Annotated in this window: 15 protein-coding genes; 10 read left to right on the top strand and 5 right to left on the bottom strand. The window is 69.1% G+C overall.

All coding sequences use genetic code 11. The features are described 5' to 3' along the window. The first annotated feature begins 38 nt into the window (after positions 1–38). From mca to AB0M51_RS31975, 3 genes are all read left to right on the top strand, one after another. Positions 39–902, top strand: a complete 864-nt coding sequence (gene mca, locus AB0M51_RS31985) for a mycothiol conjugate amidase Mca (RefSeq protein WP_344192786.1) — start codon at positions 39–41, stop codon at positions 900–902. 31 nt (positions 903–933) lie between these two features. Beyond that, positions 934–1227: a hypothetical protein gene (locus tag AB0M51_RS31980; RefSeq protein ID WP_344192788.1), complete on the top strand. Its 294-nt coding sequence runs from the start codon at positions 934–936 to the stop codon at positions 1225–1227. Between the two features lie 127 nt (positions 1228–1354). Then, positions 1355–2380: a CopD family protein gene (locus AB0M51_RS31975; protein WP_344192790.1), complete on the top strand. Its 1026-nt coding sequence runs from the start codon at positions 1355–1357 to the stop codon at positions 2378–2380. Here AB0M51_RS31975 and AB0M51_RS31970 read toward each other — a convergent pair. Next, on the bottom strand, positions 2377–2922 hold the full coding sequence (locus AB0M51_RS31970) for a nitroreductase family protein (protein WP_344192792.1): 546 nt from the start codon (positions 2920–2922) through the stop codon (positions 2377–2379). The genes AB0M51_RS31975 and AB0M51_RS31970 overlap by 4 nt on opposite strands. 26 nt (positions 2923–2948) lie before the next feature. On the opposite strand from AB0M51_RS31970, the gene AB0M51_RS31965 reads away from it, so the two are divergent. The 3 genes from AB0M51_RS31965 to AB0M51_RS31955 all read left to right on the top strand — a co-directional run bounded on the left by AB0M51_RS31965 (position 2949) and on the right by AB0M51_RS31955 (position 8371). Then, positions 2949–4034, top strand: coding sequence for a winged helix DNA-binding domain-containing protein (locus AB0M51_RS31965; RefSeq protein WP_344192794.1), 1086 nt, complete (start codon positions 2949–2951; stop codon positions 4032–4034). 9 nt (positions 4035–4043) lie between these two features. Next, positions 4044–6053, top strand: coding sequence for a thioredoxin domain-containing protein (locus AB0M51_RS31960; protein WP_344192796.1), 2010 nt, complete (start codon positions 4044–4046; stop codon positions 6051–6053). Positions 6054–6307: 254 nt separating this feature from the next. Further along, the gene (locus AB0M51_RS31955) at positions 6308–8371 is read left to right on the top strand and encodes a M4 family metallopeptidase (RefSeq protein WP_363751737.1); all 2064 of its coding nucleotides are present in this window, start codon (positions 6308–6310) and stop codon (positions 8369–8371) included. Between the two features lie 105 nt (positions 8372–8476). On the opposite strand, the gene AB0M51_RS31950 is transcribed toward AB0M51_RS31955, so the two are convergent. Both AB0M51_RS31950 and AB0M51_RS31945 read right to left on the bottom strand, forming a co-directional pair. Further along, a complete protein-coding gene (locus tag AB0M51_RS31950; protein WP_363751735.1) occupies positions 8477–8995 on the bottom strand; it encodes a hypothetical protein in 519 nt (172 codons plus the stop codon). Positions 8996–9046: 51 nt separating this feature from the next. Then, positions 9047–10198 carry a phosphotransferase gene (locus AB0M51_RS31945; RefSeq protein WP_344192802.1) on the bottom strand — a complete coding sequence of 384 codons (1152 nt, stop codon included), beginning with the start codon at positions 10196–10198 and terminating at the stop codon, positions 9047–9049. Positions 10199–10254: 56 nt separating this feature from the next. Here AB0M51_RS31945 and AB0M51_RS31940 point away from each other — a divergent pair, with 56 nt between their 5' ends. Beyond that, a complete protein-coding gene (locus tag AB0M51_RS31940) occupies positions 10255–10728 on the top strand; it encodes a MarR family winged helix-turn-helix transcriptional regulator (protein ID WP_344192804.1) in 474 nt (157 codons plus the stop codon). Here the strand turns inward: AB0M51_RS31940 and AB0M51_RS31935 are convergent. Beyond that, a complete protein-coding gene (locus tag AB0M51_RS31935) occupies positions 10713–11408 on the bottom strand; it encodes a hemolysin III family protein (protein ID WP_344192806.1) in 696 nt (231 codons plus the stop codon). The two genes, AB0M51_RS31940 and AB0M51_RS31935, sit on opposite strands and share 16 nt — an antisense overlap. Before the next feature lie 260 nt (positions 11409–11668). On the opposite strand from AB0M51_RS31935, the gene AB0M51_RS31930 reads away from it, so the two are divergent. Continuing rightward, positions 11669–12448 (top strand): isoprenyl transferase, encoded by a 780-nt coding sequence (locus AB0M51_RS31930; protein ID WP_344192808.1) that lies wholly within the window; start codon positions 11669–11671, stop codon positions 12446–12448. Here AB0M51_RS31930 and AB0M51_RS31925 read toward each other — a convergent pair. Beyond that, a complete protein-coding gene (locus AB0M51_RS31925; RefSeq protein ID WP_344192810.1) occupies positions 12445–13473 on the bottom strand; it encodes an NYN domain-containing protein in 1029 nt (342 codons plus the stop codon). The two genes, AB0M51_RS31930 and AB0M51_RS31925, sit on opposite strands and share 4 nt — an antisense overlap. A 403-nt stretch (positions 13474–13876) precedes the next feature. On the opposite strand from AB0M51_RS31925, the gene AB0M51_RS31920 reads away from it, so the two are divergent. Together AB0M51_RS31920 and AB0M51_RS31915 are read left to right on the top strand one after the other, a co-directional pair. Beyond that, positions 13877–15208 (top strand): PhoH family protein, encoded by a 1332-nt coding sequence (locus tag AB0M51_RS31920; RefSeq protein WP_344192812.1) that lies wholly within the window; start codon positions 13877–13879, stop codon positions 15206–15208. Between the two features lie 203 nt (positions 15209–15411). Further along, complete coding sequence (locus AB0M51_RS31915; protein ID WP_344192814.1) at positions 15412–16116, top strand: hypothetical protein; 705 nt, start codon at positions 15412–15414, stop codon at positions 16114–16116. The last annotated feature ends 4 nt before the right edge of the window (positions 16117–16120 follow it).

The following is a 16120-nucleotide window of genomic DNA, read 5'->3' as shown; positions in this document are numbered from 1 at the left end:
CGTGGGTTTTGCGTGGGCTTGGAGGACCATTGTGTCTTGTGAGTGGAGATCTTCGGTTGTTGCATGTACACGCCCACCCGGACGACGAGTCGAGCAAGGGAGCCGCATCGACCGCCCGGTACGTCGCCGAAGGCGTCGAGGTGCTGGTCGCCACCTGTACCGGCGGCGAGCGCGGATCGATCCTGAATCCGAAGATGGACCGCCCGGAGGTACTGGCGAACATCACCGAGATCCGCCGCAAGGAGATGGACACGGCGCGAGCGATTCTCGGCATCCGGCAGGAGTGGCTGGGCTGGGTGGACTCCGGTTTCCCGGAGGGCGACCCGCTGCCGCCACTGCCCGAGGGCTGCTTCGGGGCGCTGAAGGTGGAGGACGCCGCCGCCCCGCTGGTGAAGCTGATCCGCGAGTTCCGCCCGCAGGTGGTCACGACGTACGACGAGAACGGCGGGTACCCGCACCCGGACCACGTGATGTGCCACCAGATCACGGTGGCGGCGTTCGAGGCGGCCGGCGACAAGGACGCGTACCCGGAGCTCGGCGAGCCGTGGCAGCCGCTGAAGCTGTACTACCACCACACGTTCCACTACGAGCGGATGAAGGCGCTGCACGACGCGATGGTCGAGCGCGGCCTGGAGTCGCCGTACGCCGAGCGGCTGAAGGACTGGAAGCCGGACCCGGAGAACGAGCGCCGGATCACCACCCGGGTCGAGTGCGCGAAGTACTTCGAGGTCCGGGACCGGGCGCTGCTCGCGCACGCCACGCAGATCGACCCGGACGGCTCGTGGTTCGCCGTACCGCTCGAGGTGCACCAGGCGGCCTGGCCGACCGAGGACTACGAGCTGGCGCGGAGTCTGGTCGAGTCGGAGCTGCCTGAGAACGACCTGTTCGCGGGGCTGCGCTGACGGGCGGCCCGGACAATGAGAGAATGGTGGCGTGACAGCGATGATCTCCCTTCAGACGGTCGAGATCGACCCCAACGTGGCGAAGCCGGGCTGGGTCGCGCTGCTGATCGTGCTGGCGCTCGGTGTCGCCACGTTCCTGCTGTGGCGCAGCATGGGCAAGCAGCTGAAGCGGATCGACGTGGACCGCGATGGTGCGGACGACCCAGCACCGTCCGGCGACCCAGCGAGTCCGGCCGGCTCGCAGTCCCCGGATGGCGATGCAGCGCCGACGACTTCGGACCCGACGGATCTGACGAAGACCTCGACTGAGCACTCTCCGAAGTAGCCATATCTCAGTCGGGTCACCGATTCCTGGGAGCCCGGTCACGAGATGGTGTCGGACTGGGCTGCCCACCTCCGGCTGACCCTATAGTGAGCCGGGTGCTGACTGGTGCCCACGACCGCTTCGTCCGGTGACCGCGACCCGCGCCGCCCGGCATCGCATGCCCGGACGTCTGGTCGCGGGTGGGGTGGGTGCTGTCCTGGTCGCGTCGGCGGCGCTCGTGCTGGCGTTCTACCTCTCCGGCAGCCGGCCGCGGAACGCCGGCGGGATCGGGGGACCGGGCGAGTTCGTGTCCTGGCTGCAGACGATGCTCCAGCTGATCTCGACGCTGGCCACCGTCGGTTGTGCGGGCGCATTGCTCGCAGCCGTCGTGCTGCTGCGGATCGAGGGCGGACCGCTCGGCGTCCAGGGGCGGCGTGCGGTCCGGGACGCGGGCAACGCGGCGCTGATCTGGGCGGTCTGTGCGTTCGCCGGCGCGGTCCTGACGGCGGCGCTACTGCTCAACACACCGGTCCGGTTGCTGCGGCTCCGTGTCGACGACGCCCTCGGCGTACCCGAGGTGAAGTCGCTGCTGATCACCGGCATCCTCGTGCTCGCGCTGGCGATCGGGATCCGCCGCGTGCAGACCTCCTCGGCCGCGGGCCTCGGCGTGCTGGTCGCGATCGCGGCAGTCGTCCCGACCGCGGTCACGGCGTACCCGAGGAACGAGTCGTACGTCGTACTCGCCGGCACCGCGCTGGTGATCCACGTGATCGCCGCGACGACCTGGATCGGCGGACTCGCGGGTCTCGTGCGGTACGGCCGGGCGAGCCGCAGCGGTCTGCCGATCGTGATGGAGCGGTACGGCCAGGTCGCCGTCATCTCGGCCGTCGCCGTGGTCCTCAGCGGCCTGCTGAGCGCCGCCGGCCGCCTCGCCGCGAAGGGCGGCGGCTGGGGCTCGATCCCCGGCGAACTCACCCACGACGCGTACGGCGCCCTGCTCATCGCGAAGCTGATCGCCTTCGTCCTCCTCACCGTCCTGGCGGCCTTCCACCGCGCCCGCTCCCACGACGACCTCCTGGACCGCGGCCGCCCGTTCTGGCGGGTCGTCGGCGTCGAACTCCTCGCAATGGCCCTCACCCTCGGCCTCTCGGTCGCCCTGTCCCAGACGGCCTAGGGCACGTCTCCCAAGCCGGACCAGGGCGCGGTGCGGAGGTCTGCGGTGCTGCGGCGGGCGCGGTCGGCGGGGGGCTCCTCGGCGGGGGTGCCGACGGCGATCATCGAGACGATGTGCCAGCCGGGGCCTGGGTTCAGGTCGGCGGTGAGGGCTTCGAGGTCGAAGGCGCGGAACTGGCGGCAGGCCAGGTCCATCGCGTGGGCCTGCAGCGTGAGGTGCGCGACGGACTGGCCGAGGTCGTAGTCGGCGAAGTCGGAGTACGCCCAGTCGGTGTCCTCGACGTACCGGTGGGCCATCGTGACGATCAGCAGCGACGCGGTCGGCGCCCAGCGGGCCGAGCTGCGGGCCAGGTGCCGGACGATCCGCTTGTGCTCGGGCTCGTCGCGGCGGGCCACGAAGTAGGCCCAGGGCTGGGAGTTGCCCGCGGACGGCGCCCAGCGGGCGGCCTCGAGCAGCAGGTCGACGTCGCCCTCCGTGAGGGTCCGCGCGGGGTCGAACAACAGCGGGCTGAAACGGCTGGCGAGCAGTGGATGGACGGACATAGTCCCATTCAACATACGGTTGGGCCGTGACGCATGTACTCGGCCGCCGGGCGCTGAACCGGGCGACTCTCGACCGGCAGTTGCTGTTGCGCCGCTCGGACCTGCCGGTCGTCGACGCGGTACGGCGGCTCGCCGGTCTGCAGGCGCAGACCCCGCACAGCTGGTACGTCGGGCTGTGGTCCCGGCTCGCCGGCTTCGCTGCGGAGCAGGCGGCCGACCTGCTCGTCGACCGTTCGCTGATCCGGATCGCGCTGATGCGCTCGACGATCCACCTGGTCACCCCGGAGGACGCCCGCGCGCTGCGCCCGCTGATCCAGCCGGTGCTGGATCGCGACCTGTACCGCAACTTCACGCACGGCAAGGCGGTCGACGGGATCGACATGGCGCGGCTGGTCGCCGACGGCGTCGAGCTGCTCGCCCCGAAACCCCTGACGAACAAGGAACTCGGCGCACTGCTCGCCGAACGCCTGCCTGATCGAGCGCCGGCGTCCCTGGTCTACGCGATCCGCAACCAGGTGCCGCTGGTCCAGGTACCGCCGCGCGGCGTCTGGGGTCGCAGCGGACCGATTGCGCACACCACCGTCGACGCCTGGCTCGGCGAGAGCTCGCCGTCGCCCGCGTCGCTCGAGTGGATGGTCCTCCGCTACCTGGAGGCCTTCGGCCCGGCGAGCGTGAAGGACGTGCAGGTGTGGTCCGGGTTGACCAAGCTGCGTGAGGTCGTCGAGCGGATGAGCCTGCAGGTCTTCCAGGACGAGCAGGGCCAGACGCTGTACGACGTACCCGATGCCGTCCACCCGGATCCGGACACGCCGGCGCCGCCGCGCTTCCTGTACGACTTCGACAACCTGCTGCTGTCGTACGCCGATCGGTCGCGCGTGATCACCGACGAGCACGGCCGGCAGGGGTACCGCACGCAGCGTCCCGCGCCCCAGATCCTCCTGGTCGACGGCTTCACCGCGGGTGACTGGACGGTCGGCCGGACTGCCGACGAGGCGACCCTCACGATCCGGACGTATCAGCCGTTGATCGATGCGGATGCGGTAGCCGAGGAGGCCGACGCTTTGCTGGCGTTCCTGCATCCGGACGCAGGTAGCCGCAAGGTCCTCCTCTAGCGTTGGGGTATGGCGAACGAGCTCGGGCGATCGACCAGTCCGTACCTGCGGCAACACGCGGGGAACCCGGTGGAGTGGCGGGAGTGGTCCGACCAGGCGTTCGCGGAGGCGCGGGAGCGCGACGTGCCGGTGTTCCTGTCGGTCGGGTACTCCGCCTGCCACTGGTGCCATGTGATGGCGCACGAGTCGTTCGAGGACGCGGGTACGGCGGCGTACCTGAGCGAGCACTTCGTGAGCGTGAAGGTGGACCGCGAGGAGCGGCCGGACGTCGACGCGATCTACATGGCGGCGACCGTCGCGATGACCGGGCAGGGCGGGTGGCCGATGTCGGTGTTCCTGACGCCGACCGGCGAGCCGTTCTTCTGCGGGACGTATTTCCCGAAGGAGGCCCGCGGCGGGATGGCGTCGTTCGGGCAGGTGCTGGAGGCGATCACGGACGCCTGGCAACACCGGCGCGAGCAGCTCGACGGGATCGGGCAGCGGGTCGTCGCACAGCTCGGGGCGCAACCCGCCGGTGCCGCGCCGGACGTCGATCTCGAGCGTGCCGTCGAGGTGCTGAAGACGGAGTTCGACCCGGTGGACGGCGGGTTCGGGCGGGCGCCGAAGTTCCCGCCGTCGATGGTGCTCGACTTCTTGCTCCGGCACCATCGGCGGACCGGGGACGAGGACGCGTTGGCGATGGTGGCGCAGACGTGTGCGCGGATGGCCCGCGGCGGGATGTACGACCAGCTGGCCGGGGGGTTCGCGCGGTACTCCGTCGACGGGCAGTGGGTGGTGCCGCACTTCGAGAAGATGCTGTACGACAACGCGTTGCTGCTCGACGTGTACACGCACTGGTGGACCGTGTCGGGGGATCCCCTCGCCCGGCGGATCGCGTCGGAGACTGCTGACTTCCTGCTCGCCGAGTTGCGTACGGCGGAGGGCGGGTTCGCGTCGGCGCTGGACGCGGACACCGAGGGGGAGGAAGGCAAGTACTACGTCTGGACGCCTGAGGAACTGGGCGCGGTGCTGTCGGAGGACGACGCCTCGTGGGTTGTCCGGTTGTGCGATGTCACCGGGACCTTCGAGCACGGCTCGTCCGTCCTGCAGTTGCGCGAGGATCCGGCGGATGCGGACCGTTGGCGCCGGGTTCGGCAGGTACTTCGGGAGGCGCGGGCGAGGCGGGTCTACCCGGGGCGCGACGACAAGGTCGTTGCCGCGTGGAACGGGCTGGTGATCACGGCGCTGACGCGGGCCGGAGTGGTGCTGGAGCGGCCTGAGTACGTCGAGGCTGCCGTTGGAGCGGCGCGGTTGATCCGGGACGTGCATCTGGACGGGGCGCGGTTGTACCGGACGTCGCGGGACGGGGTGCGGGGGAGTGCGGACGGCGTACTCGAGGACTATGCCGCGTTCGCCCAGGGCTGTTTGACGTTGCTGGGTGCGACCGGGGACGCCGAGTGGTTCCGGATCGCGGAGGCGCTGCTCGGGCGGGTGCTGGAGGAGTTTGTTGCTGACGGCACCTACTACGACACCGCCGCCGACGCGGAGCAACTGATCTGGCGCCCGCAGGACGCCACCGACAACGCCACCCCCTCCGGCGTGAGCCTGACCGCCGAGGCCCTCACCACGCTCGCGAGCCTGACCGGATCAGACCACTACGAGCGGGCCGCCCATCAGGCCCTCGCAGCCTCGGCCGCCATCGGGACCCGGGCACCCCGCTTCGCCGGCCGCGCGCTGGCGATCGCCGAAACAATCGCCGGCGGCCCCCTGGAAATCGCCATCGTCACCACCCCCGAACCCGCCTCCGCCTCCGTGGGTGTCTCCGGCTCCGATGCCGCCGGGCTGCTTCGTGTTGCCTTCGGCAACGCGCCGTGGGGGACGGCGATCGTTGCCGGGGGACCCGATCTGGGGGTGCCGTTGATGGACGGACGCGGGTTGCTCGACGGGCGGCCGGCGGCGTACGTCTGTCAGAAATTCACCTGCCGGCTGCCTGTGACGTTGCCGGAAGACCTTCGGGAACTGTTGCGCCCTGCGCACTGACACCCCGCACGGGTGCGGGTTTTCCCTCAGCTTTCACTCAGTTCCCTTGACTCACGGCGACCGGGCGGCAACAGTCGGTCCTCAAGCCGGATGTAACAGAACTCGCACGCACCGACACAAAGTGTCACAAATGAGGCAGTGGCACTGTTGCGTCAGCATCCGGCGCGTCCCCAACTGAATTCGGTCGCTGCGCCCAAACGGCGACCACACCGTGAGGAGATGTTGTCTTGAAACGACTGACATCAGCAGGGGCGGTGGCCATTGTCGCGGCCGCCGGTCTTGCCACTGGTATGACGGGATTCACCGCTTCGACAGCGGGTGCCGCGGACCGCTCGGCTCCGCTCCCGGCCTCCGGCTTCAACCAGCCGGCCGCCGTCAAGGCCGAGCAGGCGCTGGCATCGCAGACGGCCGCCGCGCTCGGGCTCGGCAAGGGCGAACAGCTCAAGGTGCACGACGTGGTCAAGGACGCGGACGGTACGGAGTACGTCCGCTACGACCGTACGTACAACGGCCTGAAGGTCGTCGGTGGCGACCTGATCGTCAAGCGCAAGGGCGAGTCGATCGGCCAGGTCACGTACAACCGTGGCGCCAAGGCCGTCGAGGTCTCCACGAAGCCGACCCTGTCCCAGTCGGCCGCGCTCACCAAGGGCGCACAGTCGGCGAAGTTCAAGGCGAGCTCCACCAAGGGCCAGCTCGTCGTCTTCGTGACCCCGGCCAAGCCGGTGCTCGCGTACGACGTCGTCACGACCGGTGTGAAGCCCGACCAGACCCCGTCGGTGCTGCACACGTACGTCGACGCCAACTCCGGCAAGGTGCTGGCGCAGAACGACGAGATCAAGGAAGGCACCGGCAACTCGATGTACGCCGGCAAGGTCACGATCGGTACGTCGGGAACGTCGGGCAACTTCTCGATGACCGACCCGACCCGCGGTGGCAACTACACCACCGACCTGAAGGGCGCGACGTCCGGCAACGGCACCACGTTCACCGACGCCGACGACACCTGGGGCAGCGGCGCGGCCTCGGACCGGGCGACCGCCGCGGTGGACGCGCACTACGGTGCGCAGCTGACCTGGGACTACTACAAGAACGTCCACAGCCGGAACGGAATCTTCAACAACGGCCAGGGCGCCCGCTCCCGGGTGCACTACGGCAACGCGTACGTGAACGCGTTCTGGGACGGCACCCAGATGACGTACGGCGACGGGATCAGCAACACGCACCCGCTGACCGCGATCGACGTGGCCGGTCACGAGATGAGCCACGGTGTCACCGAGGCGACCGCCAACCTGAACTACTCAGGTGACGCGGGCGGCCTGAACGAGGCGACGTCGGACATCTTCGGCACGATGGTCGAGTGGTACGCGAACAACGCCAGCGACCCGGGTGACTACCTGATCGGCGAGAAGATCAACATCAACGGCGACGGCACGCCGCTGCGCTACATGGACAAGCCGTCCAAGGACGGGGCCAGCAAGGACTGCTGGACGACCAGCACCGGCGGCCTGGACCCGCACTACTCGTCCGGCCCGCTGAACCACTGGTTCTACCTGGCCTCCGAGGGCACCGGCAGCAAGACCATCAACGGCGTCACCTACAACAGCACGGCCTGCAACGGTACGACGTTCGCCGGTGTCGGCCGCGACGTCGCGGCCAAGGTCTGGTACCGGACGCTGAGCACCAAGCTGAGCTCGGGCAGCACCTACAAGGACGCTCGTGAGGGTGCGATCACCTCCGCGATCGAGCTGTACGGCGCGGACTCCGCGCAGTGCAAGGGCATCGAGGCCGCGTTCGGCGGCATCTCTGTCCCGGCCGGCTCGGCCGCCTGCGGTGGCGGCACCACGCCGCCTCCGACCGGCGGCAACCTGCTGAAGAACCCGGGCTTCGAGTCCGGCGCGGTGGACTGGACCGGCACCGCCGGCCCGATCACCGACAACACCGGCCGCCCGGCGCGTACCGGTAGCTGGAAGCTGTGGCTGCAGGGCAACGGCCGTGCGACCGCCGAGAACGTCGGCCAGTCGGTCGCGATCCCGGCCTCGGCGACCAGCGCGACGCTGTCGTTCTGGATCCGCATCGACACCGCGGAGACCACCACGACCACGGCGTACGACACCGCGAAGGTCCAGGTCGTCGACGGTTCGACGACGAGCACGCTGGCGACGTACTCGAACCTGAACAAGAACACGTCGTACGTGCAGAAGACGCTGAACCTGACGGCGTACAAGGGCAAGACCGTGACGATCAAGTTCGTCGGCCAGGAGGACTCCTCGGCCCAGACGAGCTTCGTCGTCGACGACACCTCGCTGACCGTCAGCTGAGAACGTCCGGGGCGCGCGCAGCCTCCGCCCAAGGCCGCGCGCGCCCCGGATTCCCTTCTTCACAAGGTGGTTCCGGTCGCGTCGACTCCGCCCCCGTCGACGCTGCTAGAGCTTCGTACAGAGTTTGCCCGGTGGGATGGCGGCTTCGGTGAGCAGTTCGGTCACCGGAGTCGCCAGTACTTTGAGCTGCGGGTCCTCGACCCGCGCGGTCTTCCCGTTCGCGGTGACCGACACGATCATGTCGTCAGGGTGCTTCGTGGTCGGTTTCGTCGCCGCCAGGCTCGCCCAGTCGACCTTCTCGACGGCCGCCGTGAACGTGGCGAGGAACGCCGGGTCGAGCTTGCACCGGAGCGTCTGCTTGCCACGGGAGCTCACGGTCGCGACACCGTCCGTACCGATCTGCACCGTGTCGTCGAAGCCGGCGATCCCGCCGGTCCGGGCGACGGTGACCGGAAGGCCGGCGCCGACGGGGGCCGACTGGGTGACCGTCGGCATGGTCGGTGATGGCGTGCTGCTCGGCGTACCGCTGGATCCTGACTCATTGCCGCATCCGGTCAGCACGAGTCCCGCGACGGCCGTGCACATGGCCACTGCTGCGTAGCTGCTCAGGTTCCTCACGCACATGGGATACCCGTTGGGGTGCCGTTCGTTGCAGCTGTGACACGACTGAAATGTTCAGATCACCTGTGACACCAGGTTGACGAGCACTCGCGTCAGTAATACCCGCTGCTCGAACAGGTCCGGCGACGCATCCGCCTTCCCGAACAGCTCCAACGGCAGCGCGGTGAAGGCGGCTCTCACCAGCAGCGAGCCCAGGTACCCGTACAGCACCTGTTCCTCGTCCACGTGCATCCCGTCGGCCGCAAGACCCTCCTGGAACGCCTTGAGGATCACCGTGTGTACGGCGGGCAGCGCCTCCGCCGACAGCTCGCCCGCGTGCGCAAGACCGATCAGCAGTTGCCCTAGGTCGAACCCGACGGCCTGCGGGCAGTCGAAGCCCCAGTCGATCACCACGAACTCGTCAGGGCTCTCGTGAGGCACCAGGAGGTTCTGCGGGCTGGCGTCTCCGTGCTGGTAGCACTGGGGGAGCGAGTCCAGGGCGTCGAGCACCGCGGGCACCTGCCTGCCGAGCTCGAGCAGGTCCTCCTTCAGACGGTGGTCGCCGAGGTTGCAGACCGCTGCCGCGAGCATGGGGTGCCGCCAGGTCGCCGGATCCGCCAGAGCGGGCAGGGCGGTCCGCTTGATCCGTCCCTCCGCGTAGAAGCGCAGCCCGATCCCCGGTGTCGTGACATGCTCCCGGGGCAGGAACGGCGCGACCAGGTGTGGCCGGCGGCGCGCCGACAACCGGCCGAGCAGGTACGCCGCCCGCTCGAACCGGTCGATCGGCCACGGCCCCCACTCCTGGACCACGTTCTCCATCCACAGCGTCGCCCGATCGTCGTCGTACACGTCGATCCGGTACGCGGCCGGCAGCCGCATCCCCTCGGGGAGCAGGCTCGTGATGTCGCTGCGGTGCACCGCGATCTCCAACTGCCAGGGCAGGTTGTGGGCGAACAGCGCGCGGAACTCCTCGGGCATTCGGTCCAGCATCGGCCAGTGCCGGACGGACTGGAACTTCTTCACGAAGCACGACCAGTTCGCGTCTCCCGCCGTCCCGAACACGCGGTACAGCCCCGCGGTGCTCGGCGTACCGATCGGGTAGTCGACCGGCTCGACCCGGACCGCGCCCGCGACGGCCGCCGGATCTCCGGTGATCGTCCGCGCGAGCGCGGTCAGGTCCTCCTCCCCCAACGCGTCCCGCCCCAGCGGTTCCAACGCAGTGTGCATGAGCTTCCCCCCACGGAAGTAAAGCAGCCTTACTACCTGGATAGTAAAGTTGCCTTATGACATCCGTCAATGACCTGCCGGGCACCCGGCCGGGCCCCTGGTCCGACCACATCGCCGGGCTGCTCGGCTCCGCGCTGCGGCAGGTCCGCGAGGAGATCCTGGCGAACTCCGAGGAGCACTTCCCCGGGCTCCGTGTCTCGCACTACCGCCTGCTCGAACTGATTCCCGCCGACGGCGGCAGGATCACCGACCTGGCGGAGGTCGCGGCGATGACGAAACAGGGCCTCGGCCAGCATGTCGACTACCTGCAACGCCTCGGGTACGTCGAGTCCGACCGCCTCCGCGCGGACCGCCGCGTGCGCCTGGTGCGCCGTACCGCCAAAGGTGACGAGGCCGCAGCTTTCAGCCGTGCCGCGATCGAACGCGTGGAGGACAGCTGGTCCGCGCTGCTGGGCGGCGACCGCTTCGAAACCCTGCGGGAGATCCTCCGCGAGTTGGGCGGCGACCGGCCGGGTCAGCCGACGCGGTAGGTGGCGATGCTGACGGCGATGTAGTGGCAGATGAAGGCGGCCACGGTGAACGCGTGGAAAATCTCGTGGAAGCCGAACCAGCGGGGGGAGGGGTTCGGCCGCTTGGTGCCGTAGACGACGGCGCCGAGGGAGTACAGACCGCCGCCGACCGCGATCAGCGTGACGACTGCCGCGCCGCCGGCGTGGTAGATGTCGCCCATCCAGAAGATCGCGACCCAGCCGAGCGCGAGGTAGATCGGCGTGTAGATCCAGCGCGGCGCGCTCAGCCAGAAGATCCGGAAGAGGATGCCGGCGAGGGCGCCGCCCCAGACCAGGCCGAGCATCAGCACGCGGTCCTTGCCGTGCAGCAGGACCATGCCGAGCGGGGTGTAGGTCCCGGCGATCAGCAGGAAGATGTTGCTGTGGTCGAGCCGGCGCAGGATCGCCTCGCCGGTCGGGCCCCAGTAGAACCGGTGGTACAGCGCGGAGATGCCGAACAGCAGCATCGCGCCGACCGTGTAGACCGCGGCCGCCCAGCGGGCGTTGGCGTGCGGTGCGAGGCAGATCAGTACGATGCCCGCGGCGGTGGCGAACGGGAACGTTCCGGCGTGCAGCCATCCGCGGAGCTTGGGCTTCAGTGGGCCGAGCCGGCCCGACAGCTTGTGACCGAGTTCCTGGGGCTGGGTGCTGGAAGCGGTCATCGCCGTCCTTTCGAGGGGTTCCGGGCGGTTCGTACCTACGCAACCGTAACCTACGGCACCGTAGGTTGCATCGGTCAGAAGGATGAAATGTAGGCGACGTCACCCGGACGACGCGACCCCTCCGCGTGTTCGATGCACGAACTTCGAGGAAAGTTCGACCTTGCTGACAGCTTCCTGTGAGGCACTCCAGGGCCTCTCCTACCGGGGCGAATCTGGGCTAGCCTCGTGGTCGAGAAGTCATTGAGGAGAGCACCCTGCCCATGCGGACACCTGGCAAGCAGAAGCTGCGCGACGCGGTCTACGGACTGTACGAACGCCGGCTCACCCGATCGCTGTCGCCGGACCGGATCCCGCGGCACATCGGCGTCATCATCGACGGCAACCGGCGCTGGGCCCGTCAGGGCGGGGACCCGGTGTCGCGCGGTCACGAGGCCGGGGCCAACAAGATCTCCGAGTTCCTGTACTGGTGCGACGAGGTCGGCGTCAAGGTGGTCACGGTGTGGATGCTGTCCACCGACAACCTGACCCGCCCGGCGGACGAGCTGGAGCCGCTGCTCCGGATCATCGAGCAGGCCGTCGAGGAACTGACCGCGATCGGCCGCTGGCGGATCCACCCGGTCGGCGCACTCGACCTGCTGCCGGGCAGTACGGCGGAGGCCCTGAAGGCGGCCGAGACCGCGACCCAGGACGTCAACGGCATGCTGGTGAACGTCGCCGTCGGCTACGGCGGCCGCCGTGAACTCGCCGACGCGGTGCGCTCGCTGCTCCTCGAGGAGGCCGCGAAGGGCATCTCGATCGAGGAGCTGGCCGACCGGGTCGACGTCGAGCACATCGCCCGGCACCTGTACACCAAGGGCCAGCCGGACCCCGACCTGGTCATCCGTACGTCGGGTGAGCAGCGGCTCGGCGGCTTCCTCCTCTGGCAGAGCGCGCTGAGCGAGTTCTACTTCTGCGAGGCGCTCTGGCCGGACTTCCGGCATGTCGACTTCCTGCGCGCGATCCGCAGCTACGCCCAGCGCGAGCGCCGCTTCGGCACCTAGGACCGACCGCAACGTCTGCATGTGGTCCGGCGGCGCAGGTAGTACGCGTACGTCGCCGTACCCAACGCTGCGCCCCACGCGATCCACAGGATGCCTGGGGCGTTGGTTGCCCAGTTGTCGCCGCCGAGCGGCGCCTGGGCGTTCATCAGCCCGGCCGGGATCAGTGCGACGGCCACGACCGACGCGGGCAGGATCGCCAGCAGCGGCGGGACCCGCCGGCCGGCCTTGAACCAGATCCAGCGCGGGTAGACCTCGCCCCAACGGTGCACGAGCCCGTGCGTGAGTACTCCGCCTCCGAGCCCCATCACAGCCAGCCCGAGGCCCATTTCAAGCATGCCTGGCGTGTCGGCCATCATCTGGTGGAAGTCCTCGCTGATGCCGACGGGCCAGCCGAAGTACCAGGCAACCCGGGTGAACTCGTACGGCAGGTTCGCCACTACGGCGACGCCGACCGCCCACTTCCCCCAGCGCAGCGCGGCCTCCGGGCGGGCCCACGCGTGCTCCGCGGCGCCGCGCCCGCATGACACACACAGGTCGCGGCTGCGGCGGTGGTATGCGATCGCCGTCGCCGCCCAGAGCACACCGCCGACGAACAGGATGACCAGGTTCACCCGGTGCCAGTACAGGATGTCACCGACGCCGTCCTGAGCCCCTGGTACGCCGGTGAACGCAAACACCACCAGTGCCGGCGCCAGCGCGACAACAGCGATCAGTGTGTAGTCAGGAATCACCAGGGCGAGCCCCACGGCGAGTACGGCGGCAACCGCCTGCGGGAGTCGTCCACGCGGTCGAGTGCGCGTCATCACGAGCGCCAGCACCGCACCAGCCAGGCCGATCGTTGCCATCACCGGTGCAACCACGCGGTACGACGTACCCTCCAGGATCGAGGCCGTGGCGCGGTCGTCCGGGACTGGTGCGAACGGGTAGCCCGAGCCGCCGAAAGACCAGTACAGGCCGAGTACTCCGTACCCGAAGGACCAGGTCGCCGTGGCGTAGCCGGTCCACGCCGGCCAGTTCTTCCGCATGTACCGAGCGTCGCCGCATGCGAGCGGGTACCGGATCACCCAGGGGAGTGACCGAGCTCCCTCCGGCGGTTGAAGGTGTAACGCCCTGTTAACCCCGTGGCCGGGCGTGTCGGGCTGCGCGGTTTGCGGGAGCCTCCTACGCTGGCAGAGACGGTCGGAGGGGAAGCCGGCTGTCACGGGAGGCCCGATCAGTTTGAGAATCTCGTTCCAGCCGGTTGCCCCATGAGGGGCCGAACGGAGTCCCCGAGACCTGTGGTCTCGAACTCGCTGATCGCCGTTGCCGCACCTGCGGCGGCGCGGACGGGGCCAACACCGGGCCCCGAGGGCGGCACCCGACCCATCACCTAACCACTGGCGGGCCGGGGCGAGGGTGTACGTCACGGCCTAGAAGAGGACGTGCGACATGGCCATCCACGCCAAGGCGTCAAGTACCTCATCCACACCGGACCAGCGCACCTTCGTGCTGGACACCTCGGTGCTCCTCTCCGACCCGCACGCGATGCTGCGGTTCGACGAGCACGAAGTGATCGTTCCGGTGGTCGTCGTCACCGAATTGGAGGCCAAACGGCATCACCCCGAGCTCGGCTACTTCGCCCGTACGGCGCTGCGACTGCTCGACGAGCTCCGGATCCTGCACGGACGACTGGACGCACCCCTGCCAGTGGGGGAGAAGGGTGGAACTCTCCGGGTCGAACTGAACCACACCGACCCGGAGACACTGCCGGCCGGTTTCCGGCTCGGCGACAACGACAGCCGGATCCTGGCCGTGGCGTGCAACTTCATGGCCGAGGGCAAGGACGTGACGCTGGTCTCGAAGGACCTGCCGATGCGGGTCAAGGCGTCGGCGTGCGGCCTGCAGGCCGAGGAGTACCGGGCCGAGCTGACCCTGGAGTCCGGCTGGACCGGGATGGCCGAGCTCGAGGTCGGCACCCAGGTCGTGGACGACCTGTACGAGAACGGGGCCGTGGAGCTGGCGGAGGCCGCCGAGTTCCCCACCCACACCGGGCTGGTGCTGCTGTCCGACCGGGGCAGCGCGCTCGGCCGGGTGATGCCGGACAAGCGGGTCCGGCTGGTCCGCGGCGACCGGGAGGCGTTCGGGATCCGCGGCCGGTCCGCCGAGCAGCGGGTCGCACTCGACCTGCTGCTGGACCCGGACGTCGGGATCATCTCGCTCGGCGGCCGCGCCGGTACCGGTAAGTCCGCGCTCGCGCTGTGCGCCGGCCTGGAGTCGGTGATGGAGCGCCGGCAGCACAAGAAGGTGGTCGTGTTCCGGCCGCTGTTCGCGGTCGGCGGCCAGGAGCTCGGATACCTGCCCGGCAGCGAGTCCGAGAAGATGCAGCCGTGGGCGCAGGCCGTGTACGACACGCTGGGCGCGCTCACCAGCAGTGACGTGATCGACGAGGTCATCGACCGCGGCATGCTCGAGGTGCTGCCGCTGACGCACATCCGCGGCCGGTCGCTGCACGACGCGTTCGTGATCGTCGACGAGGCGCAGTCGCTGGAGCGGAACGTGCTGCTCACGGTGCTGTCCCGGGTCGGCGCGAACTCGCGGGTCGTGCTCACCCACGACGTCGCCCAGCGGGACAACCTGCGGGTCGGACGGCACGACGGCGTGGTCGCGGTGGTCGAGCAGCTGAAGGGACATCCGCTGTTCGCGCACGTCACGTTGACCCGCTCGGAGCGCTCGCCGATCGCGGCGCTGGTCACCGAGATGCTCGACGACCTGCAGCTGTGACCGGGGCGGTGGGGCGGGGAAGGTATCTGTAAGGGGTGTCTTGGTAGTTAGCTCATAGCTTTCTGTAAAGCAAGGGTAAGAACGGTGCGGTCGCCACGCGGCGGCCGCACCGTTGTCCTGTGACCTGCTTGTGATCACGGACGGTTTACGCCAGAGTATGTTCTCGTCGCAGCCGACGGGGGTCGGGTATCTCGGAAGGACAGATGAAAGCGAAGCGCTCCGTCACGGTTCTTGCAGTTACCGGAATCGCCGTGGTCTCCGTTGTCGCCAGTGTCGACCTCTTCAGCTCTCCCGGGAGCAGCAGTGCGTCGGAGCAGGTGTCCGGCCGGGCCGAGATGGCCGTCATCAACAGCGGCAAGGTGCTGGCGACTGACGACAAGCCCTCCACCCAGTCGAAGTCCGCTGTCTCCGACGCAGCCGCCGACGCGGTCCGGATGCGGAACCAGGTCGAGGCCATCGCGCAGCAGCAGGTAGCCCTGCAGAACGCGGCCGACCAGAAGATGGCAGCCAAGAACGTCGCCCGGAAGCGCGACGAAGCCCTGGCTCGCGCCGCCCGCTCGTCGAGCGAGGAGCGCGCCAGCCGGGACGCCGAGCGGAAGAAGTACGAGGGCACGCCGAAGGAGGTCGCGATGAACCTCCTCCCCGACCACGGCTGGGGCCAGGGCCAGTTCAGCTGCCTGGAGAAGCTCTGGAACAAGGAGTCCCGCTGGAAGGTCAGCGCGGCCAACCCGACGTCCTCGGCGTACGGCATCCCGCAGGCGCTCCCCGGCCGGCGGATGGCGGCGTACGGCTCCGACTGGCGCACCAACCCGGTCACCCAGATCAAGTGGGGCTTGGACTACATCGAGGCGACATACGGCTCCCCGTGCAGCGCCTGGGGGCACTCGCAGGCCACGAACTGGTACTGATCAC

The organism is Kribbella sp. NPDC051137 (assembly GCF_040682535.1).
GTDB classification, from domain to species: domain Bacteria; phylum Actinomycetota; class Actinomycetes; order Propionibacteriales; family Kribbellaceae; genus Kribbella; species Kribbella karoonensis.
The sequence above is the reverse complement of the archived record's forward strand: the minus strand, read 5'-3'. Positions and strand labels throughout refer to the sequence as shown.

Coding starts and splice junctions, on each gene's coding strand:
- AB0M51_RS31970 (WP_344192792.1), bottom strand. CDS start 2,922: ATGTCCGTCCATCCACTGCTCGCCAGCCGTTTCAGCCCGCTGTTGTTC.
- AB0M51_RS31960 (WP_344192796.1), top strand. CDS start 4,044: ATGGCGAACGAGCTCGGGCGATCGACCAGTCCGTACCTGCGGCAACAC.
- AB0M51_RS31950 (WP_363751735.1), bottom strand. CDS start 8,995: ATGTGCGTGAGGAACCTGAGCAGCTACGCAGCAGTGGCCATGTGCACG.
- AB0M51_RS31945 (WP_344192802.1), bottom strand. CDS start 10,198: ATGCACACTGCGTTGGAACCGCTGGGGCGGGACGCGTTGGGGGAGGAG.
- AB0M51_RS31940 (WP_344192804.1), top strand. CDS start 10,255: ATGACATCCGTCAATGACCTGCCGGGCACCCGGCCGGGCCCCTGGTCC.
- AB0M51_RS31935 (WP_344192806.1), bottom strand. CDS start 11,408: ATGACCGCTTCCAGCACCCAGCCCCAGGAACTCGGTCACAAGCTGTCG.
- AB0M51_RS31930 (WP_344192808.1), top strand. CDS start 11,669: ATGCGGACACCTGGCAAGCAGAAGCTGCGCGACGCGGTCTACGGACTG.
- AB0M51_RS31925 (WP_344192810.1), bottom strand. CDS start 13,473: ATGCGGAAGAACTGGCCGGCGTGGACCGGCTACGCCACGGCGACCTGG.
- AB0M51_RS31920 (WP_344192812.1), top strand. CDS start 13,877: ATGGCCATCCACGCCAAGGCGTCAAGTACCTCATCCACACCGGACCAG.
- AB0M51_RS31915 (WP_344192814.1), top strand. CDS start 15,412: ATGAAAGCGAAGCGCTCCGTCACGGTTCTTGCAGTTACCGGAATCGCC.